We start from the raw sequence: 21,195 nt of genomic DNA, 5'->3' as shown, positions 1-21,195 counted from the left end.
CGCCACCCGCCACCCGCCACGGCCGGAACCGGACGATCACCTCGTCCGGTTCCGGCCGTGGCAGGCTCGTGCCCATGGCCATGACCCCGCCCTCGAACGCCGAGGACTTCACGTTCACGCTGGACGACGCCCTCGACATCCCGGTCCGCGTGCGCTCCGACGGTGACCTGACGCGGTGGCGGGAGCCGGGATGGACCAAGGCCGCACAGCCCTGGCCGCACGCCCACGGCCTGCCGGGGGACGGCGAGTACCTGGTGACGACGACCTGGCGCCAGCTCGTCGACGCGGCCACCAGCGTGGGCCGGGACCTCACGCCCTGGCTGCGCCGGACGCCCTCGCTGGCGGTCAACGAGCTCGTCGCCCGGGTCTCCCCGCTCCACGCGTACCTGTCCCTGCGGGACTTCCCGGCGCCCGCCGGCAAGGGAGCGGGGCGGCGCCTGTTCGTGAGCGCCGTGTACCGGCACGGCACCGAGCGGAGCGCCCACAGCGCCTTCGGCTACCACCTGGGCATGACGATGGCCCAGTGGCTGACCGTCGGCATGGCCGGCCTGCCCTCGACCGTCCATCTGGAGGGCGGCGGTGTCCCGGAGTTCACCGGCGCGTCCGAGAAGTTGCCGGACCTGTACGGCAACCATCCCGGTGAGGAGCTGCCCTGGCTGATCGAGGCCAAGGGCCGCAAGCACCTGGGACAGGAGTGGCTGAGCAGGGGCCAGGAGCAGCTCGACGGCGGCTCGGCCGCGATGGCCCTGCCCCACCGGCAGGTCCTGTGCGGGACCTCCCTGCCGCGGGCCGACCGCTGGGAGAAGGACCCGCTGTTCATGATGGTCAACACCGCCGTCGTGCTCCCCCCGCCCGGCGGCGGCACCGTCCACCACCTGCCCGACCCCCCGTCCGGCGACGACGAGGAACAGGCCCCCTCCTCACCGGACGCGCTCCTCCGGGTGGCACGCCGGCAGCTCCTCGTCTACCAGGCCCTCGCCTTCGGGGCGGTGCAGGACCGGCGGATGATCCGTCTCAGCGGACCCGGGCACCGTGAGGGCCGGGCCAGGTCCGGGGCGAACCGGACGCTGCCCCTGGAGTTCGACACCGGTACCCGCCACCTGCGCGAGTCCCCGCGGCGGCACGGCGTTCCGGACGCATGGGCGGACCGGATGGAGGGCGCCCGGACCTTCCTGGTCGGCCGCATCCCCGGCGTGGGTCTGCACCTCGGCATGTCCAGCGGTCTGTACGCGGCGTGCGCGGCCCTGCACCGCGCACAGGCGCAGGTGCCGGCCGACGAGCCGGTGTTCCCGCCGGACGTGCCGCTCGCAGGCCTGGACGAGGACGACCGGCGGGAGGAACGGAGCCGGCGGGCCCGCCGGACGTTCTACGACCGCGAGCACGAACTGCTCCAGCGCACGAAGCGGGACATGGCCGACGCCTACGGGGAGGCGGAGAGAGCACCGGAAGGCCCGGTCGGCACCGGCTTCCGCCCGGAACCGCCGGATCTGGTCCAGGAGTTGCTGGAGGCCAGGACCGCGGAGACCTACCTGGCGATCGAGCCCACCGACCCGGTCCTGGCCCCCTACCGTCGCTGAGCTGCGCCGGTGCCGGTCAGCTCTCCGGAGGGGCGCTGATCCGCCGCACCTCGAAGCCGATGCGCTCCAGCCAGGCGGCGGCCCCGGCCTTGCCGCCGGAGAACTCGCCGCTGGTGAGGGCGCGGCCGAGCGCAGCGCGGGCCGGCCCCCGGGGGTGGGCCGGCCCGCTGGTTCGGTGTGCCGTGGCGCGGTGGCCGACGGTCAGTCGGCCGCGCCGACGCGGGGAGCGGGGTCGCCGCCCTGCCGGGCCTCGTCCCCGGTCTCGTCCCCGGCCTCGTTCCGGCCCTCGACCAGGACGGCGGGCTCCAGTGGCGAGGCGATCTCCTGCGGCTTGCTGCGGGACGCCCAGTCGCGGATGCCGAGCAGCACCATCACGAAGAAGATCCCGTAGACGATGCCGGAGAAGTACAGCTCGGAGTGGACCGCGAGCGGCACGCCCACCAGGTCGACGGCCAGCCAGACGAACCAGAACTCCACGTAGCGGCGGGCCTGGCTGTACATGGCGAGGATCGAGCCGATGAAGATCCAGGCGTCCGCGAGGACCATCCACCACGGCGCACCGGGGTAGAAGGAGGCGTCCGACCCCTTCAGCACCGCGCCGAACACGGCCGTCCCCAGCACCATCGCGACCGCCAGCACCACGCGTTCCTGCCACGACGCCCAGCGGACGTTGATGGTGCCTTCCTGCTCGCGGCTGCGCTTCCAGGTCGCCCAGCCCCAGGAGGCCGACACGATGATGACGATCTGCCGGGCGGCGTTGCCGCCGAGGTGCACGTTCAGGCTGGCGATCAGGAGCAGCACCGAGCCGAGGATCTGCACCGGCCAGGCCACCAGCGAGCGCCGCAGGGCCAGCCAGACGGTGGCGAGCGCCAGGATGTTGCCGAAGAAGTCGGACCAGTAGACGGGGAGGCCGAAGAAGCTGAACTGCTCGTTCAGCCAGTGGAATGCGCTCATGACTCACACCTTTGTTCGTGCCGAGCGAGGTGGGGGAGGTCGGTCGGCCCCGCCGAAGCGGGGGGAGCGGGGCCGACCGGGCATGTGGCTCAGGGCGCGCGGGCCCGGTGGGGCGGGCCCGCGCGCCGGGCAGGGAGAAGGGTGGTGCGGGTGGATCGGAGGCGCCCCGGGGGATGAGGGGGCTTCCGGGGAGATTCCGGGGAGGGTGGTGCCGGTGGATCAGGAGAGGCCGGCGAGGACGTGCCGTCCGCGCTCGGAGTCCAGCAGGGCCTCGGAGCGGCGGACGTCCTCCCGGGCGGCGAGCAGCAGCTCGTCGACCGAGGCGAACCTCTCGGTGCCCCGGATGCGGGCGACGAACCACAGGTCGATGTGTTCGCCGTACAGGTCGCCCGGGGCGTCGTGGCAGTACACCTCGGTGTGGATCTCGGAGGTGTCGCAGAAGGTGGGGTTGGTGCCGATGCTGATCGTCGCGCGGTGCACGGTACCGGTCGTGCGCCGGGCCAGCCAGCCGCTGTAGATCGCGGGCGGCGGGAGGGGCGTGCCGGGGTCGGGGGCGATGTTGGCGGTGGGGAAGCCGAGCCCCGTCCCCCGGCCGGCGCCGTGCACCACGGTGCCGGCCAGGGGGGTCGTCGGGACGTCAGCCATGGGGGGTGAGCTCACGGAACTGGCTGGTGTGGAAGACCAGCGGCTCCACCCCGGGGAACAGCTCGGCGGTGAGCAGCTCCATCAGGACGATCTCGTGGTCGCCGCCGTCGTACTCCGCGTACACCCGGGCGGTCAGCCAGAGCGCCGCGTCGTGGATCAGCACCGCGCCGTCCTGGGTCGTCCGCCACCCGGTGCCGTCGAAGCGGTCGCCCTCGCGGGAGGCCAGCCGCCGGCAGAGCGCGCCCTGGCCGCGGCTGAGCACGCTCAGTCCCAGCACCGGCGCCTCCCCCAGCCTCGGCCAGGTGGTCGAGGTGCGGGCCACGCTGACCGCGACCATCGGCGGCTCCAGCGAGATCGACACGAAGGAGCTCACCGCGAGCCCGACCGGCTCGCCGTCGCGCAGCGCGCCGAGCGCGACCACGCCGGTGGGGTAGGCCCCGAAGGCCTGGCGCAGCACCGCGGCGTTCAGCCGGTCCGCGTCCGAGGCCGCCGCGTTCGGCTGCTCCGGGTCGCCCGGTGCCGCCGGGTGCGGCCCGGCGGGTACGGCGGGCGGGTTCGGGTGGTGGGCGGGAGTGACCATGGTCGTCGCCGTCCTCTCGTGTCGTCGCGGCTGGGGTGGGTCAGTGCCGGTACCGCGCGGCCGGGTGGCTGGCCGGCAGGGCCGGGTCGGACGCGCCGGTCAGCCGCTCGCGCAGCGACTCGCCGGCCGCGTACTCGCCGCGGAAGACGCCCCGGGCGCGCAGGATCGGCAGCACCGACTCGACGAACTCCGTGGTGGAGGCCGGCTGCACGGTCGGCGAGAGCAGGAAGCCGTCCAGGTCGGCGCCCTCGGCCAGGGCGCAGATCTCGTCGGCGATCTCCTCGGCGGTGCCGACCACCGGACGGGCGCCGACGCCGTGGGTGTGCCAGTCGGCGAGGACGTCGCCGACGGTCTTGCCGGCGAAGCGGGCGACCTGGGTCTGCGACATCTCGGTGGACAGCTCCGTCATCGGGGTGTCCGGTGCGTACGAGGAGAGGTCGAGGCCGGTGAACATGGCGTAGCTGGCGACGGTGACCTCGGGGCGCTGGGCGTCCAGGACGCGCTGCCAGCGGCGCTCGGCGTCCGCGGTGGTGGCGCCGACCACGCAGGAGAACGCCGACATCACCTTGACCTCGTCGGCGCCGCGCCCGGCCCGCACGGCCTCCTCGCGGATCGCCGCGGTGTGCCCGGCGAGCTGCTGCACCGAGCCGCTGCCGACGAACATGCACTCGCCGTGCCGGCCGCCGACCCGCCGCCCGGCCGGGGAGGCGCCGGCCTGGAACAGCACCGGGGTGCCCTGCGGGGAGCGGGCGGTGTTGCCGTAGCCCTGCGAGCGGAAGTACGGGCCGTCGTGCTCGACCTGGTGCACCTTGGCCGGGTCCGCGAACCGGCCGGCCTTGTCCTTCTCCAGGGCGTCCGCCTCCCAGGCGCCCTCCCAGTACTTGTAGACCAGGTCGAGGAAGTCCTCGGCCATCTTGTAGCGGTCGTCGTGCGCCACCATCTCCATGCCGAAGGCCTTGACCGCGGTGTCGGCGGTGCCGGTGGTGACGATGTTCCAGCCGAGCCGGCCGCCGGACAGCTGGTCCAGGGTGGCCAGCCGGCGGGCGAACGCGTACGGCGGCTCCACCAGCACCGAGCCGGTGACCACCAGGCCCAGGTCGGTGGTGCTCGCCAGCAGCGCCGAGGCGATCACGAACGGGTCGAGGCGCGGCAGGTCGAGGGTCTCCTCGGTGGCGATCGGCGGGCGCACCCCGTCGATCTCCGACCAGCCCCAGGCGTCGGCCAGGAACAGGAAGTCAAGCTTGGCGTCCTCGCAGAGCTGCGCGATCTCGCGCCAGTACCCGAGGGTGTCGAACAGGTGCCGGCGGCTGTCGGGGTGGCGCCAGGTGGCGGTGCCGCTCGCGTTGGTCTGGGCGTTCTCGAACAGTCCGAGCTTGAGGTTGCGCATGGGTTGTTCTCCGTTGAACTGGTGATGCGGGGGAACCAGGGGGGACTGGAGGGTGGGGGGAAACCAGGGGGAACCAGGGGGAACAGGGTGTGGCGCGGTGGAGCGGGGGAACCTGAGGTGGGGTGACCGGTCCCGTCAGGGTGCTACGGCGACGGCGGGGGCGTCGAGCACGGCGGTGTCCGTGTCGAGCTGCGCCGCGGACGGCATGGAGGACTGGGCACCGAGGCCGGTCACGGCCAGCGAGGCCGCGCGGACGGCGCGTTCGGCGGCCGCGAGCAGGCCGGCGCCCCGGGCGAGGGAGTCGGCGAGCGCACCGCAGAAGGTGTCGCCGGCGCCGACGGTGTCGACGGCGTCCACGACGGGGGCCGGCAGGTGCACGGCCGGGCGGCCGGGCTGTTTGACCAGCGCCCCGTCCGCGCCGAGCGTCACCACGACGGCCCGGCAGGGCAAGTCGGCCCGTTCCAGCAGGTCGCGCGCCCCGTCCGGGCCGGCGGGTCGCGCCGCGCCGAGCAGGGTGGCGAGTTCGCCGAGGTTGGGCACGAGGACGTCGACGGCGGACAGCACCTCGGGGGCGACCGGCCTGGCCGGGGCCGGGTTGAGGACGACCGTACCGCCCTGTCCGCCGGCCCGCAGCACGGCGGCGGCGACCACCTCGGCGGGGATCTCGTGCTGCACCAGGACCACCTCGCCCGCCGCCCTGACCAGCCGTTCCGGCAGGTCGGCGACCGACAGGGCGGCGTTGGCGCCCGGGTTGACCACGATGGTGTTCTCGCCGGCCCGGTCGACCACCACCGAGGCGATCCCCGTGGTGCTCTCCGGCGCCGGGCGCACCGCCTCGACGTCGACGCCCTCGGCGGCGAGCGCCCGCAGGATGGGGCCGGCGTCCGTACCGACCCGGGCGACCAGCCGTACCCGCGACCCGAGCCGGGCCGCCGCGACGGCCTGGTTGGCGCCCTTGCCGCCGACGCCCTCGACGAAGCCCCGCGCGAGCACGGTCTCGCCGGGGCGCGGCAGGTCCTCGACGGTCAGGACGAGGTCGCGGTTGACCGAACCGACGACAGTGATGAGCGGCATCCGCACTCCTTGGGAGATCGATCTCCCACACTGTGGCCCAGCCTCCGGAAACCGTCAAGTACCCTCGTGCTGCGCATTCCGCCCGCTCAGCCGAGACCGAATCCGACCACTAAGGACCCGCCCACGTGACAGCGCCCCGACTCCTCGACGTGGCCGCGGCCGCCGGCGTCTCCCGCGCGACCGCCTCACGCGTCCTGGCCGGCACCCCGCGCAACGTCGACCCGGAGCTCGCCCGCCGCGTCGAGGAGGCCGCCCAGGACCTCGGCTACCGCACCAACCACTCTGCCCGCGCCCTGCGCACCGGCACCACGGGCACCGTCGGCGTGGTCGTGCCCTCGCTCGCCAACCCGTACTTCGTCCAGCTCGCCGACGCCATCGCCCAGCAAGTCCGCGCCGCGGGCGGGCAGTTGGTGGTCTCCGACGCCGCCAACGACCCCGCCGTCGAGGCCGAGCAGATCGAGACCCTGCTCGGCGGCCGGGTCGACGGCCTGCTCGTCGTCCCGGTCTCCGCCGGTGCCTCGGGCCCCGCCGTCCGGGCCGCCGCCCAGCGCGCCCCGGTCGTGCTCTTCGACCGCTGGGCCACCGGCTCCGGCACGGTGGCCGTCACCCTGGACAACACCGCCGCGATGCGGCTGCTCCTGGACCACCTCGAAGGCCTCGGCCGCCACCGGATCGCCCTGGTCGCCGCCGACCAGGGCTCCTCCTCCGGCGCGGAACGCCTCGCCGCCTTCACCGGGGCCCGCGGCGCCGACGCCACCACCGTCCTGCTGCCCAGCTTCACCACCGACGCCGGCCGCACCGCGGGCCGCCGCATCGCCGAACAGCACGGCCTGATCGACGCCGTCGTCTGCGGCGCGGACGTCCTCGCGGTGGGACTGGTCAGCACCCTCCAGCGCTCGGCCGTCCCCGTGCCCGGCCGGATCGCCGTCACCGGCTTCGACGACACCGAGATGCTCGAACTCCTCGACCCGCCCATCACGTCCATCCGCCACCCCCTCGCCGCGATGGCGGAGCGGGCGCTGACCCTCCTTCAGGCGCCGTCACGGGAACGCCGGGAGAGCGTGGAGCGCTTCGCGCCGCAGCTGGTGGTGCGCTCCTCCACGGACGCGAACGCCTGACGCGGGACGGCCGGCGCCCGCCAGACGGGGGCACTGCTCCCATCCGGCCCACGGCCGGCCAACCGGCCGCCGGGGCACCGCCGGTGACCGGCCGGAAGGCGGCCCCGACGACGCGGAACCCCGACGGCACGGGGAGGACTTCCGGCCAGGCCCGGGACGCCGGACGCCTGGACCGCGCGTCACGGACCGCCGCCGAACGGACCGTCACTCCCCCACCCCGCCGGCCGTCCGCCCCGAGGCCCCGTTGCCGCACGGCACGCCCGGCGGCCCTCCACCCCTCTGTGCCTCCAGGCCCCAGGACGTGACGATCCGTGAAACGGATCTGGCGCCTCCCTTCACGATTCCGATACGGTCTGGACCAATCAGCGGCCGGCTGTCCTCCGCCGTGCCCCCGCTGCCCCCGCACCCCTTCCGGGAGTCGTCATCAGCGCCCAGACCGTCCCCGTTCCCCTCACGCTCCCGGCGCTCCTGGACCACCGGGCCGCGGTCCACCCCGAGCGCACCGCACTGCTCGTACCGGGCGGTGGCGCGCTCACCTACGGCGAGTGGCGCGAGCGGGCCGTCCGGACCGCGCACGGCCTGGCCGCGGCGGGCGTACGGCCGGGGGACACCGTGGCGCTGCTGTTCGCCAACCGGGAGTGGGACGCCTACGCCGTCGCGTTCCTGGCCGCGCACTACGCGGGCGCGGCCGGGCTGGTGATCCGCGAGGACCTGGCCGGGGACGACGTGGAGCGGCTGGTGGAGGTCACCGGGGCGCGCTGGGCGGTGGCCGGGAGCGGCCCGCGCACCACGCTGCCCACCTTCCGGCCGGAGGAGCTCGAAGCGCACGGCATACCGGCCGGGGCCGAGCCCCCGCACCCGGCCGAGCCCGGTGACCTGGCCCAGATCGTCGGCACCTCCGGCACCACCGGTACCCCGAAGGGCGTCCGGGCCGCCCACGCGAGCCTGACCGCAGGCCTCCTCCTCAACCCCCGCCCCCGCCCGTACGCGCACTCGCGGCACGCGGTGCACGCCTTCCCGATCGGGACCAACGCCGCCCAAGCCGTCCTGGTGAACGCCCTGGTCGCGCAGCCCACGACGATCTGCCTCCCGCGCTTCGACGCGGAGGAGTTCGGCCGGGTGGTGGAGGAGTACGGCGCGGGCACGGTGTTCCTGGTGCCGTCGATGGCGGTGGAGCTGCTGAACTCCGGGGTCGCCGGCCGGCGCGACCTCGGCAGCGTCCTGCTGGTGAGCTCGACCGCCGCCGCGCTCCCGCCCGCCGTCGCCGCCGGGCTGTCCGCCGCCCTGCCGAAGGCGACGGTCGTCAACACCTACACCTCGGCCGAGGCCGCCCCCGCCCAGATCTCCGCGGTCGTGGACCCGGGCCGGCCCGGCTCGGTGGGCCGCCCGACCGACCCGGCCGACCTGCGGATCCTGGACGACGCCGGGGAGCCCGTCCCGCCCGGCGGGACCGGCGAGATCTGGCTGCGCCAGCCCGGCCCGCCGCGCGGGTACGCCGGGGCCGGCCCCGGCCCCGGCACCGTGTTCCGCGACGGCTGGGTCCGCATGGGCGACCTCGGCCGGCTGGACGGGGACGGTTTCCTGCACCTGGTCGACCGGGAGAGCGACATCGTCAAGTCCGGTGCGCTGAAGGTCTCGACGCTGCGGATCGAGGCGGTGCTGCACGAGCACCCGCAGGTCGCCGACGCGGCGGCGCTCGGGGTGCCGCACCCGGTGATGGGCCAGGTACCGGTGGCCGCGGTGGTCCCGATGCCGGGCGGGATCGACCTGGACGCCCTGCGGGTCTTCCTGAGCGAGCGGCTCGCCAGGCCCGAACTGCCGGTGCGCGTCCTGGTCCTGGACTCGCTGCCGCGCAACCCGAGCGGCAAGGTCGTCAAGCACCTGCTGCGGACCTCGTTCGAGGAACCCGCCGAGGTGACCGGCAGGGCCCCGGAGACGGAGCGCGAACTCGCCCTCGCGGGCCTGTGGCGGACCGTACTGGGGCGCCAGGTCCGTGCGGTGGAGGAGGAGTTCTTCGCCCTCGGCGGGGACTCCTTCCGGGCGGTCCAGCTGGCCGCCGCGATCTCCGCCGAGTTCGGCGTCCCGGCCCGTACGGCGCTGGTCTTCGAGCGCCCCTCGCTGCGGGCCCAGGCGGCCTGGCTGGAGGGGGCCGAGGCCGCTCCGGCCGGGCCGGCCGAGCCGGAGGGGGCCGAGGTCCCGCCCTTCCTGCGCTCGCTGCGCGCGCAGCCGCACGACCTTCCGCTCACCTCCCAGCAGGAGAACTTCCTGCGCTGGATGGCCGAGGCCCCGGACCGCAACGTCGGCTCGGTGGCAGTGATGTTCCGGGTGGCGGAGGCCCTGCGGACGGACGTCCTGCGCGAGGCGCTGTACGAGGCGGTGCGGCGGCACCCCGCGCTGCGGACCGGGTTCGTCCCGGTGCCCGGGGCCGAACCGGGCGTGCTGCGGGCGGTGCTGGACGACGAACCGCGCGCGGACGTGGTGCTGGTGGACGCGCCCGGCGCGAGCGACGACGAGGTGTCGGCGCGGCTGGTCGCGGTGCGCGACCGGCTGACGGACGTCGGGTCGGACCCGATGACCAGGCTGGCCGTGGTGAGCCGGGGGCCGGAGGACCACGTCGTCCTGCTGTCGGTGCACCACCTCGTCAGCGACGGCTGGTCGCTGGGCGTGCTGCTGCGCGACCTGGGCGTGCTGTACTCCGCGCTGCGCCACGGCCGTCGGGCCCCGGCGGTCCGCCCGGGGCCGGAGTACCGCGAGCTGGTGCAGTGGTCGAACGCCCACTGGCCGGTCTCCCGGACGCACTTCGCCGCGGCGCTCGCGGACGCGCCCGCGGCCGTCGACCCGTTCCCCGGCCGCCGGCACACCGAGGTGGTGCTGAGCGCCGCCCACGCCTTCACGGTGGCGCCGGAACGGGCCGCCGCGCTGCGGGCCAGGACGGCGGAGCTGGGGGCCACCCCGTTCCTTGCGGTGGCGGCGGTGTGGAGCGGTCTGCTGGCCGCCCGCAGCGGGCAGCCGGACCTCGTCCTGATGACGCCGGTGCCGGGCCGGACGAGGCCGGAGGCGGAGCGGGCGGTCGGCTGCTTCGTGCAGTCGCTGCTGGTGCGAGTGGACGCCTCGGGCTCGCCCGGCTTCGCCGAGCTGCTCGACCGGGTGCGCACCGCCGCCACCGCCGCGCTGGACCACCAGCTGTACCCGTTCGCGGAGTTCAGCCCGCGGGCGCCGTTCGCGGCCTGGCTGCGGTACGAGAGCTGGAGCGCCCCGGCCCAGCTGCCGGGGGTGGCCTGCGCGGCCTGGGAGCTGCCGCGCAACGCCACCGTGCCGTACCCGCTGCCCGGCGGCGACCTGCACGTCCCGGAGCTGGCCGTCGCCGAGCAGCCCGACGGCGGGCTGCGGTGCTGGCTGCGCTACAACGAGCACGCCTTCGACGCCGCGGCGGTGACCGCCCTCGCCGAGGACCTCGACGCGGCGCTGGCCGGGGCCGCCGGGGTGTGACCGGGGCGTGACCAGGGGCGGTCCGCCCTGCGGACCGCCCGCGCCTCCGGAGCCCGGACGCACCGGAGCCCGGCTCCGCCCTCCGCGGAGCCGGGCCCCGGCCGTTCAGCCGACGAGCCGCCCGGACGCCTCGTCCTCGCTGAGCGCGTCGATCTCGGCGATCAGCAGCGCCTCGATCCGGCCCGCGAGCGCGGCCGGCGTGCTGCTCTCGAACACGTCCCTGATCGGGACGTCGAGGCCGAGCCCGGACCGGATCCGCGCGGCGACCCTGGTGACCAGCAGGGAGTCCCCGCCCAGCGCGAGGAAGTCGTCGAACACCCCGACCCTCGGCACCCCGAGGACCTCCTGCCACAGCTCGGTGACCAGGTGCTCGGCGTCGGTGCGCGGGGCGACGTAGCCGGGGCCCGCCGCCGTCCCCGGGTCCGGCAGCGCCGCCGGGTCGAGCTTGCCGTTCGGGGTCAGCGGCAGCCGGTCCAGCACGACCACGGTGTCCGGGACCATGTACGCGGGCAGCCGCACGGCAAGGTGCTCGCGCAGTTCGTCCCGGCCGGGTTCGGCGCCCGGGCCTGGGACGGCGTACGCCAGCAGCCTGCGGCCGTCGCGGACCAGCGCGGCGGCCTGGGCGACGCCCGGGTGCGCGGTCAGCGCGGACTCGATCTCGGCGGGCTCGATCCGGTAGCCGCGCAGCTTCAGCTGCCCGTCCCCGCGCCCCAGGTACTCCAGCCGGCCGTCCGGCCGCCACCGCGCCCGGTCACCGGTGCGGTACATCGTGCCGCCGGTGAACGGGTCGGGCACGAAGGCCGCCTCGGTCAGGTCGGGCCGGCCCAGGTAGCCCCGCGCCAGGCCGGCGCCGCCGATGTGCAGTTCGCCCTCGGCGCCCCGGGGCAGCAGCCCGCCGTGCTCGTCCAGCACGTGCAGCCTGACCCCGGGCAGCGGGCGGCCCAGCGGGGGCCGGTGCGCGGTGTCCTCGGCCGTCAGTTCGGCCGCGGTGACGATCACGGTGGCCTCGGTGGGCCCGTAGGTGTTGACCAGCCGGACGGCGTCCCCGTGCCGCCGGCGCCACCGGTCGACCGGGTCGGGGCGCACCTCGGAGCCCCCGATGACCACCAGGCGCAGCGCCTGCGGCCAGCGGGTCTGCTCGCCCAGGGCGACGAGCTCCTCCCAGTAGGCCGTCGGCAGGTCCAGCACGGTGACGGACCGGCCGGACGGGCCGTCCAGCAGGTCGGGCAGGGTCCGCCCGCCGCCGGGCAGCAGCACGACGCACGCCCCGGACGCCAGCGCCGGCCAGATCTCCTCGACGTGGGTGTCGAAGCCGAGCGAGGCGAACTGGACGATCCGGTCGGCGGGGCCCAGCGCGTAGCCGTCCGGGCCGGCCATCCAGTCGACGCGGGCGGACACCGCCGGGTGGTCGACGGCGACGGCCTTGGGGGTGCCGGTGGATCCCGAGGTGTAGAGGACGTAGGCGGGGCCGGCCGGGTCGGGCGGGGCGAGGTCGCCGGTCCCGGGCCCGGGCAGGTCCGCGCCGGTGAGGGTGAGCACGGCGCCGGCCTCGCGGACCATCAGGGCGCGCCGCTCCTCGGGGTGGGCCGGGTCGAGCGGGAGGTAGGCGGCGCCGGCCTTCCAGACCGCGGTCAGAGCGACGACCAGGTCGGGGGAGGGCGCCATCGCGACGGCGACCACCCGACCCGTCACCGGGCCGAGCCGGCGGGCGAGTTCGGTGGAGCGTCGGTCGAGTTCGGCGTAGGACAGCGTCCGTCCGTCACATTCCAGGGCCGGCGCCCCTGGCCGCGCGGCGACCTGGTCGGCGAACCGCTCCAGCACCGTCCGCAGGCCGGCCGGGGCGTCCGGTCCGGCGCCCAGGGCGAGCAGCTCGGCCCGCTCCCGCGCTCCGACGAACCAGTCTCCGTGCAGGGGGAGTTCCGGGTCCTCGACGATCCGCGCGTACAGCTCGCGGCACCGCTCGCCGAGCGCCTCGACGGTCTCCCGGTCGAACAGCTCGCGGTCGTAGCAGAAGGAGAGGGTGATCCCGCCGTCGGCGGTGCGCCAGCTGTCGAGCAGCAGGTCGGTCTTGGCCTGCTCGAAGCCGGAGTCCATGCTCGTGGTGCGCACGCCCGCGGGCAGGTCGGGCTCGCCGGCGCCGTCCGCGAGTTCGTACTGGCTCTGGTGGACGAAGACGGCCTGGTAGAGCGGCCCGGCTCCGGCGTCCGGGGGCAGGCCGAGGTGGGCGGCGAGCCGTTCGGCCGGGGCGTCGGGGCGGCTCAGGGCGGCGAGCGCGGCGGACCTGGTCCGCTTCAGCGCGGTGCGGAAGTCGGGGTCGCCGGTCAGGTCGGACCTGATCACCGCGGTGCGGTTGAAGTAGCCGACCAGGGCCTCGTGCGCGGCCTCGGTGCGGCCGGCCAGCGGGGTGCCGACGACGAAGTCCCGGCAGCCGGTCCAGCGCGCGAGCACGCTCTGGTAGCCGGTGAGCAGCACCATGAACGGGGTGCACCGCTCCTGGCGGGCGAACCGGTCGAGGGCGGTGGTCAGGGCGGGGTCGAGGGAGACGGTGACGAACCCGGCGGGCCTGGCGGGGTTGCGCGGTCGCGGCCGGTCGAAGGGCAGTCGCAGCGCTCCGGTGCCGGCCAGCCGGTCGGCCCAGAACCGGAACGCCTCCTCGCCCGCCGCACCGCCCGTCGCTGCCTGCTCGGCGCGGGCGAAGTCGCCATACTGGAGGGCGAGTTCGGGAAGGCCCGCGGGGGCTTCGCCGATCGCCTCGCGGTAGAGGGCGAGCAGTTCGCGCCACATCGTGCGGAAGGACCAGCCGTCGGCGACGACGTGGTGGACGACGACGCTGACGGCGTGCTCCCGCTCGCCCGCGCTGATCAGGGTGGCGCGCAGCGGCGGCGCGGCGGCGAGGTCGAACGGCGCGTTGACGTACGGGCGGCAGGCGTCCGTGAAGTCGGACTCGGTGGCGCCCTCGGGCAGTCGCAGGGTGACCAGGTCGATCCCGGCCGGGGGCTGGACCAGCTGGACGGGCTCCGCGTCGTCGGGGCCGGCGTACACGAAGCGGGTGCGGAGGATCTCGTGCCGCTCGGTCAGCCGGTTCAGGGCGGTGCGCAGGGCCTGCGGGTCGATCGGCCCGGTCCAGCGCCGGTTGAGGTACATGTTGAAGCTGGCGTCGTCCGGGTGGAGCTGCTGGAGGAACCAGAGCCGGCGCTGTTCTGCGGTCAGCGGGTGGGTGGTGCTCACCGGACGGTCACCTCGGTCTCGGAGCGGTGCGGGTGGGTGGGTGCCGCGGTGGCTGCGGCGTCTGCCAGTCCTGCGGGTTCTGCGGCCTCTGCGGTGCCCGCCGGGCCGGCGGTCCGGTCCTGGATGGTCTGGAGGCCGATCAGGTCGTCGGGTTCGGCGTCCGGGACGTCCCGGTCGAAGTGGCGCAGCACCGGGACGGTCAGGCAGACCAGCGCGAGGACGGCCATGGCGAGGCCGAACAGCAGGTAGAGCAGTCCGATGCCGCGGCCGTCGCCGGTGCCGGTGAGCCGGCCCACGGTGGTGGCGAGGGCGCCGTCGTGGTCCATCAGCGGCTGGAGCAGCCCGGGGCCGAACGGGGCGATCAGGGCGAAGCCGACCGGCAGAGTCGACCAGGCGACCATGGTGTTCACCGCGATCACCCGGCCGTGGAAGCGCAGCGGCACCTTGGTCTGCACGATGGTCGCGTAGGAGCCGTTGAGCAGGGCGAGCGCGAAGGTCATGCCGAACGCGCCGAGGGCGACCGTCCAGACCGACGGGCGCAGCCCGGTGAGCAGGCAGGCGGCGGCGACGGCGAGGGTGGCGAGCAGCACCCCGCGCAGCCTGCCGTGCCGCGGTCCGCCCCAGACGAGCAGGGTGATCCCGCCGAGGACGGCGCCGAGGCCGGCCGCGGTCGACACCCAGCCGGCGGCGGCGAGCGGGGCGAAGGAGAGCACGAGCGGGGTGGTGAGCAGGAACAGCGGGGAGAGGAAGACGTTCAGGACGGCGAAGTACAGCAGCATCGCCCGGAAGTGCCGGCTGCCGAGGGCCCTGCGGAAGCCCTCGCGGATCTCGGCGGAGATGCTCTCCCTGCGGGTGGAGCCCATCATGTCGGGGAACCGTACGGCCAGGGTGACGCCGAGGGCGAACACGTAGCTGGTCACGTCGAGGACCAGGATGCCGCCGAGTCCGATCGCGGCGAGCATGCCGACGGCGAACAGCGGGACGAGGAACTGGGCGAGGCCGAAGGCCATCTGGACGACGCCGTTGGCCCGGCCGAGGTAGCGCTTGGGGACGAGTTGCGGCACGGCGGCGTTCCAGGCGAGCCGTTGGAAGGTGAGGGCTGTGGAGAGCACGGCGATGAGCGCGTAGGCGTGCCAGACCTGGAGGCTGTCGGTGAGGTACAGCAGGAGCAGCAGGGCCTGGGTGGCGCCGGCGGCGATGTCGCCGCGGATCATGGTCCGGCGCCGGTCGCCGCGGTCGACGACCGCGCCGGCGAGCGGGGCGGCGAGGATGCCGGGCACCAGGCCGCAGGCGGCCAGCAGGCCGAACTGGGCCAGGGAGCCGGTGCGCAGGTAGATCCAGACCGGCAGGGCGAACTCGGTGAGCGCCGATCCGATCATCGACACCTGCTGCCCGGAGGCGACGGTGAGGAATCGGCGCATGGTCGGGCGGACGGGCGCGTCCGGCCCGGCCGGGACCGGTCCTCCGGCGCCGGCGACGAGGCTGTCCCCGGCGATGAGGCTGTCCCCGGCGGACCCGGCCCTGGACAGCCCGGCCAGCCACCAGGTGGCGCCGTCGGTCCTGCGGTGGCGGTCCTCCTCCCCCGCGGCGATCGACCGGTGGACGCCGGTGACGATGGCGGCGAGTTCGGCGGCCCGGTACTTGAGGTAGAAGTGGCCGGCCTCGTCGAGCACCACCACGGCGGTGGTGCCGGTGAGCCGGTGCCACTCGCGGTAGCGCTCCTGGTAGAACTCGGTGGCCGGGTCGCGTTCGCCGCAGACCGCGATGACGGGGGCCTTGATCCGTCCGCCCTCCGTGCCGAACATCCGGGTGAAGTAGCGCTCGACGTCCTTGGTGCCGGTGCGGCGGTTGTGGACGATCAGCCGCAGCTGCTCCGGTTCCAGTTCGTCGGTGTCCATCCCGGCGGCCGCCAGGCCGTTGATCATGTCCTGGTCGCTGCGCATCCGGTCGAGGAGTTCGGCCCAGCGCTCCCCGATCGCCGCGCCGCGTCCCCTGGGGCGGGCGAAGGGGAAGATGCCGCCGAGGTGGACGGCGTCGATCTCCCGGCCGGCGGCCTCGACCCGGCGGGCGATCTCCACGGCGAGGCGGACGCCGACGCCGCAGTGCCCGTACAGCACGATCCGGCCCTCGACGTTCTCGATGATCTCGCGGGCGCACCGGTCGGCGACCTCCTCGACGCCCATCGGCTCCTCGCCGAGTTCGTGTCCGGGGACGGCGATGGAGTGCAGGGCCCAGTCGTCGGGCAGGGCGTCGGCGAGCGGCTTGTAGATCAGCGCGCTGCCGCCGCCGTAGGGCGCGCAGACCACGCTGCCGGTGGTGCGGCGGCGTTCGGGGGTGAGGCGGTGCAGCAGCCCGGCCGGGCCCCGGTCGGCGTCCGGGTCGGCGACGAGCCCGGCGAGCTGGCGGACGGTCGGGAAGCGGAAGAGGTCCATCACGCCGACCGGGGTCGGCAGGTCGGGGAAGGCGCGGCGCAGCCGGGCGACGACCTGGGTGGCGAGCAGCGAGTGCCCGCCGATCTCGAAGAAGTCGTCCAGGGCGCCGACCCTGGCGACGTCGAGCACCTCGGCCCAGATCGTGGCGATCAGGGCCTCGGTGCCGTCCTCCGGTTCGACGTGGCCGCCGGCCGGGGCGGCGTCCTCGGGCTCGGGCAGGGCCCTGCGGTCGACCTTGCCGTGGGCGAGCAGCGGGAGGCGGTCGAGGACGACGAACCGGGCGGGGACCATGTAGTCGGGCAGGACGGTGCCGAGTTCGGTCCGCAGGTCGGCCGGGGCCGGGACGGCCGTGTCGCCCGCGCGGCCGAGGTAGGCGACGAGGTTCTGCCGGATGCCCTCACCGCGGACGGTCACGAAGGCCTGGGCGACGCCGGGCAGCGCGGTGAGCGCGGCCTCGATCTCGCCGGGCTCGACCCGGTAGCCGCGGACCTTGATCTGGTCGTCGGCGCGTCCCAGGTACTCCAGCGCGCCTTCGGGCCGCCACCGGGCCAGGTCGCCGGTGCGGTACATCCGGCCGTCGGCGAAGGGGTCGTCGACGAAGCGTTCCGCCGTCAGGTCGGGGCGGCCCAGGTAGCCGCGGGCCAGCCGCTCGCCGCCGAGGTACAGCTCCCCCGTCACGCCGGGCGGCACCGGCCGCAGGTCGCCGTCCAGCACGTAGCAGCGCGCGCCGGCGAGCGGGGTGCCGATCGGGGTGTTGCCCGGGCCGTGCTCCCCGGGGAGGACCTCGTGGACGGTGACGCCGACCGTCGCCTCGGTCGGGCCGTAGTGGTTGAACACCGCGCACCGGCCGCGGGCGGCCAGGTCGGCGGCCCAGGCCCAGGACGAGGCCTCGCCGCCGAGCACCAGCGCCCGGCGCGGCAGCAGGCGCTCGACCGGGGCGTCGGCGGACAGCGCGGCCAGGTGGGAGGGCGTCATCTTGAGGTAGTCGAGCCGCGCGGTCTCGATCTGCTCGGCGAGTTCGGCGCCGGCGATGCGGCGCGGCAGCAGGTGCACCCGGCCGCCGGTGGCGAGCGCCGTGTAGAGCATGGTGATGCTGAAGTCGAAGGACAGCGACTGGAGCAGCCCGTAGCGGGCGCCGGGTTCGATCCGCAGCCGTTCCCGCACGCCGGTCAGGTAGTTGACGATCTCGCGGTGCTGCACCGCGACGCCCTTGGGCTGCCCGGTGGAGCCCGAGGTGTAGATGACGTACGCGAGGTCGTCGGGTCCGGAGGCCTCCGGGAGCGGTTCGTCGTCCGGGGCGAGGTCGACGCGGTCCACGAGCAGGTCCGCGCCCGTGTGGCCGGGGAAGCAGGCGCGCAGCTCCGAGTCCGTCACCAGCACCCGGACGTCCGCGTCGGCCACCAGGTGGGAGAGCCTGGCGGGCGGCTGTTCCGGGTCCAGCGGGAGGTAGCAGCCGCCGGCCTTCAGGACGGCGACCAGTGCGACGGCGAGGTCCGGCGACTGCTCCAGGCAGACCGCCACCCGGTCGTCCGGGCCGACGCCGAGCGCGCGCAGCCGTCGGGCCAGGGCGGTGGCCCTGGTGTCGAGTTCGCGGTGGGTGACGGTCTCGTCCTCGAAGACCAGTGCCGGGCTGTCGCCCGCCTGCCGGGCCGCGACCGAGAGGAGGGCGGTCAGCGTCCGCGGTCCGTCCTCGGGCAGGGCCGGGCCGGCGGCCCAGCCGTCGACGGCGTCGCGGCGCTCGGCGGCGGTCAGCACCGGCAGTTCGTCGACGGGCCGGCCGGGGTCGGCCGTCGCGGCCGTCATCAGGACCTCGAAGCGCTCGGCGAGCCCTCGCACGGTGCCGGCGTCGAAGAGGTCCGTGCGGTAGGTGATCAGGCCGAACAGCCCGCCGTCCTTCTTCTCCCGCAGGTAGAAGGCGAGGTCGGCGTGGCTGGTGGTGGCCGCGTGCCCGAATCCCTCGGCGGGGGCGGCGGGCGTGGCGGCGGCCGCGCGGTCGCCGTAGTTCTGGTAGGCGAAGGTCACCTGGAACACCGCCGAGCGGCTGACGTCCCGCTCGATGTCCAGGTCGGCGACCATCTGCTCGAACGGCACCTCCTGGTGGGTGTAGGCGTCGAGCGTGGTCTCCCGCACCCGGCCGACCAGCCCGCCGAAGGTGGTGCCGTCCGCCAGCCGGGCCCGGATCGGCAGCATGTTGACGAACGCGCCGACCACGGGCTCCAGTTCGCGGTGGAGGCGGCCGGCCACGGCCGAGCCGATCGCGAAGTCCCGCCGGCCGGTGTGCCGGGCGAGCAGGGTCTGGAGTCCGGCCATCAGCACCATGTAGGCGGAGGCCCCGTGGGCGCGGGCGCACTCGGCGACGGCGCCGGCGAGTTCCGGGCTCCAGTGCAGTTCGACGGCGGCGCCGTCGAAGGTGAGCAGCGGCGGGCGGGGGCGGTCGGCGGGCAGTTCCAGGGCGGGGACGTCGGCGAGTTCGGTGCGCCAGTAGTCCCGGGAGGCGGCCAGCGCGCCGCTGTCCAGCCGGTCCCGCTGCCAGCGCGCGTAGTCGCCGAACTGGACGGGCAGCGCCGGGAGTTCGTGGTCGGCCTGGTGGGCGTACCGGTCGTAGAGCAGGTCCAGTTCCCGGTTGAGGATGTCGATGGACCATCCGTCGCCGACGATGTGGTGCATGACCAGGGCGAGCACGTGGTCCTGGTCGGAGAGCCGGACCAGCAGGGCCCGCAGCAGGGGCCCGGCGGCGAGGTCGAAGGGGATCGCGGTCAGCGCCCCGATCTCCTCGGCGGCTCTTCGGCCGGGGTCGGGGTCGCCGGAGGCGTCGACGAACGTGGCGGCGAACGGGCCGGGTCCGGCGACCAGGACCTCGGCCCTGCCGTCCTCGGTGACCGGGAAGGTCATCCGCAGCGCCTCGTGACGCTCCACCAGGGCGGTCAGCGCGGCGTCCAGGGCCGGGCGGTCCAGCGGTCCGCGCAGCCGCCGGGCGGGCGCGAGGGTGTACGCCGTCCCGCCGGGTGCGAACTGGTCCATGAACCAGAGCCGTTCCTGCCCGCTGGACAGCGGCGGCGCGGTGCCCTCCGGGCGGGGCTCGACCGCCCGCACCGGGGCGGCGGCCCGCCGCAGGCGCTGGGCGAGCAGGGATCGTTTGGTGTCGGACCAGTCGGCGGGCAGGTCCTGGGTGTCGGTCATCGGCAGTCCATTCGGGCATGCGAGGGGGCGGGCACGGAGCGGCGCTCGGCGGCGGTCAGCGCCGCTCCCGCACGACGGCGGCCAGGGCGGCCGGGGTGGAGGCGTCGAAGAACAGGTCGAAGGCGAGGTCGACGCCGAGCGCGTCCCGGATCCGGGCGGTGATCTGGATGATCGTCAGCGAGTGGCCGCCGAGGTCGAAGAGGTCGTCCTCGGCGCCGATGTCGTCGGTGCCGAGGACCTCCTGCCAGATCGCCAGCACGGTCGCGGTGACCTCGTCGCCGGCCTCGGCCGGCTCCGCCGCCTCCGGGCGCGGCGGAGCGGGCAGCGCGCGCCGGTCGAGCTTGCCGCTGGACGTGAGCGGCAGGCGGTCGAGGGCCACGAACTGCCGGGGCACCATGATCGCGGGCAGGGTGCGCAGCAGGTGGTCCCGCAGCTCCGCGTCGGTGGGCTCGGCGCTGCCGGGCGCGGGCACCCGGTAGCCGACCAGTCCCGGCTCCCCCTCGTCCGGCTGGTGCACCGCGACGGCCGCGGCGGCGACGGCGGGGTGGTCGAGCAGCGCGGCCTCGATCTCGCCGAGCTCGATCCGGTGGCCGCGGATCTTCACCTGGTCGTCGATCCGGCCGTGGTACTCCAGTTCGCCGTCCTGGGTCCACGCGACGAGGTCGCCGGTGCGGTACATCCGGCCGCCGGCGAACGGGTCCTCGACGAAACGTTCCGCCGTGAGTTCGGGCCGCCCCCGGTAGCCCTGGGCGACGCCCTGGCCGCCCAGGTGGAGCTCGCCGGGGATCCCTGCGGGCACCGGACGGCCGTCCGGGTCCAGGACGTACGCCCTGGTGTTGGGGACGGGCCGGCCGATCACCACGGCGTCGGCTCCGGCGGGGACCTCGGCGCAGGTGGCGTAGATGGTCGCCTCGGTCGGGCCGTAGCCGTTGATCAGCCGGTCGAGGGAGCCGCGCAGTTCGCGGGCCAGCGGCAGCGGCAGCGCCTCGCCGCCCACGATCCCGGTCAGCCCGGCCGGCAGCGGCCCGGCGCTGAGCAGCACCCGCCAGCCCGACGGGGTCGCCTGGAGGTGGGTGACGCCCTCCCGCCGGATCAGTTCGGCGGTGCCCGGCGCGTCCAGCGCGGCGCCCTCCGGGGCGAGCACCAGCCGGCCGCCGGTGACGAGCGGCAGCAGCAGCTCCAGGACGGAGATGTCGAAGGAGAGCGAGGTCAGGCCGAGCCAGACGTGCCGCCGGCCCGAGCCGAGCCGTTCCGCGAAGGAGGTCAGCAGGTTGACCAGCGCCGGGTGCCCGATCTCCACGCCCTTGGGCCGCCCGGTCGACCCGGAGGTGTACAGCACGTAGGCCAGCGGCCCGGGCCGGTCCTGGGCCGCCTCCGGCCGGGGGCCGGGGCGGTCGCCGTCGAGCCGGAGCACGGCCGGCGCCGCCGCGAGCACCTCGGGGGCGGGCTCCCGGTCGGCGACCAGCAGGCCGGCGCCCGAGTCGGCGAGCAGGAAGGCGAGCCGCTCGGCGGGGTGGCCCGGGTCGAGCGG

At 75.4% G+C, this 21,195-nt stretch carries 11 protein-coding genes; 3 read left to right on the top strand and 8 right to left on the bottom strand.

The window, feature by feature from the left end:
* Positions 1-74 precede the first annotated feature (74 nt).
* Complete coding sequence (locus tag BU198_RS42505; protein WP_223244903.1) at positions 75-1,577, top strand: hypothetical protein; 1,503 nt, start codon at positions 75-77, stop codon at positions 1,575-1,577.
* Between the two features lie 201 nt (positions 1,578-1,778).
* On the opposite strand, the gene BU198_RS24955 is transcribed toward BU198_RS42505, so the two are convergent.
* The 5 genes from BU198_RS24955 to BU198_RS24935 all read right to left on the bottom strand — a co-directional run bounded on the left by BU198_RS24955 (position 1,779) and on the right by BU198_RS24935 (position 6,217).
* A complete protein-coding gene (locus BU198_RS24955) occupies positions 1,779-2,531 on the bottom strand; it encodes a nicotinamide riboside transporter PnuC (protein ID WP_188299107.1) in 753 nt (250 codons plus the stop codon).
* A 219-nt stretch (positions 2,532-2,750) separates the two neighbouring features.
* Positions 2,751-3,176, bottom strand: a complete 426-nt coding sequence (locus tag BU198_RS24950; RefSeq protein WP_188299106.1) for a riboflavin kinase — start codon at positions 3,174-3,176, stop codon at positions 2,751-2,753.
* Positions 3,169-3,756 (bottom strand): flavin reductase family protein, encoded by a 588-nt coding sequence (locus tag BU198_RS24945; protein ID WP_188299105.1) that lies wholly within the window; start codon positions 3,754-3,756, stop codon positions 3,169-3,171. Before BU198_RS24945 ends, BU198_RS24950 begins: the two co-directional genes overlap by 8 nt.
* A 40-nt stretch (positions 3,757-3,796) precedes the next feature.
* Positions 3,797-5,143, bottom strand: coding sequence for an NtaA/DmoA family FMN-dependent monooxygenase (locus tag BU198_RS24940; protein ID WP_188299104.1), 1,347 nt, complete (start codon positions 5,141-5,143; stop codon positions 3,797-3,799).
* Positions 5,144-5,278: 135 nt separating this feature from the next.
* Positions 5,279-6,217 (bottom strand): ribokinase, encoded by a 939-nt coding sequence (locus tag BU198_RS24935; protein WP_188299103.1) that lies wholly within the window; start codon positions 6,215-6,217, stop codon positions 5,279-5,281.
* A 125-nt stretch (positions 6,218-6,342) separates the two neighbouring features.
* Between BU198_RS24935 and BU198_RS24930 the strand changes: the two genes are divergently transcribed.
* Positions 6,343-7,335 (top strand): LacI family DNA-binding transcriptional regulator, encoded by a 993-nt coding sequence (locus tag BU198_RS24930; RefSeq protein WP_188299102.1) that lies wholly within the window; start codon positions 6,343-6,345, stop codon positions 7,333-7,335.
* Positions 7,336-7,758: 423 nt separating this feature from the next.
* Positions 7,759-10,824 carry an AMP-binding protein gene (locus BU198_RS24925; RefSeq protein ID WP_188299115.1) on the top strand — a complete coding sequence of 1,022 codons (3,066 nt, stop codon included), beginning with the start codon at positions 7,759-7,761 and terminating at the stop codon, positions 10,822-10,824.
* 105 nt (positions 10,825-10,929) lie between these two features.
* Here the strand turns inward: BU198_RS24925 and BU198_RS24920 are convergent, their stop codons facing one another.
* The 3 genes from BU198_RS24920 to BU198_RS24910 all read right to left on the bottom strand — a co-directional run.
* A complete protein-coding gene (locus BU198_RS24920) occupies positions 10,930-14,052 on the bottom strand; it encodes a non-ribosomal peptide synthetase (protein ID WP_188299101.1) in 3,123 nt (1,040 codons plus the stop codon).
* Positions 14,049-19,664, bottom strand: coding sequence for a non-ribosomal peptide synthetase/MFS transporter (locus tag BU198_RS24915; RefSeq protein ID WP_188299100.1), 5,616 nt, complete (start codon positions 19,662-19,664; stop codon positions 14,049-14,051). Before BU198_RS24915 ends, BU198_RS24920 begins: the two co-directional genes overlap by 4 nt.
* Before the next feature lie 55 nt (positions 19,665-19,719).
* On the bottom strand, positions 19,720-21,195 hold a 1,476-nt coding region (locus BU198_RS24910; RefSeq protein WP_188299099.1), incomplete at its 5' end, for a non-ribosomal peptide synthetase.

The organism is Streptomyces sp. CBMA156, assembly GCF_014596515.1.
Lineage (GTDB): Bacteria > Actinomycetota > Actinomycetes > Streptomycetales > Streptomycetaceae > Kitasatospora.
Note: the sequence above shows the minus strand (reverse complement) of the source record. Positions and strands in the feature narration are given on the sequence as shown.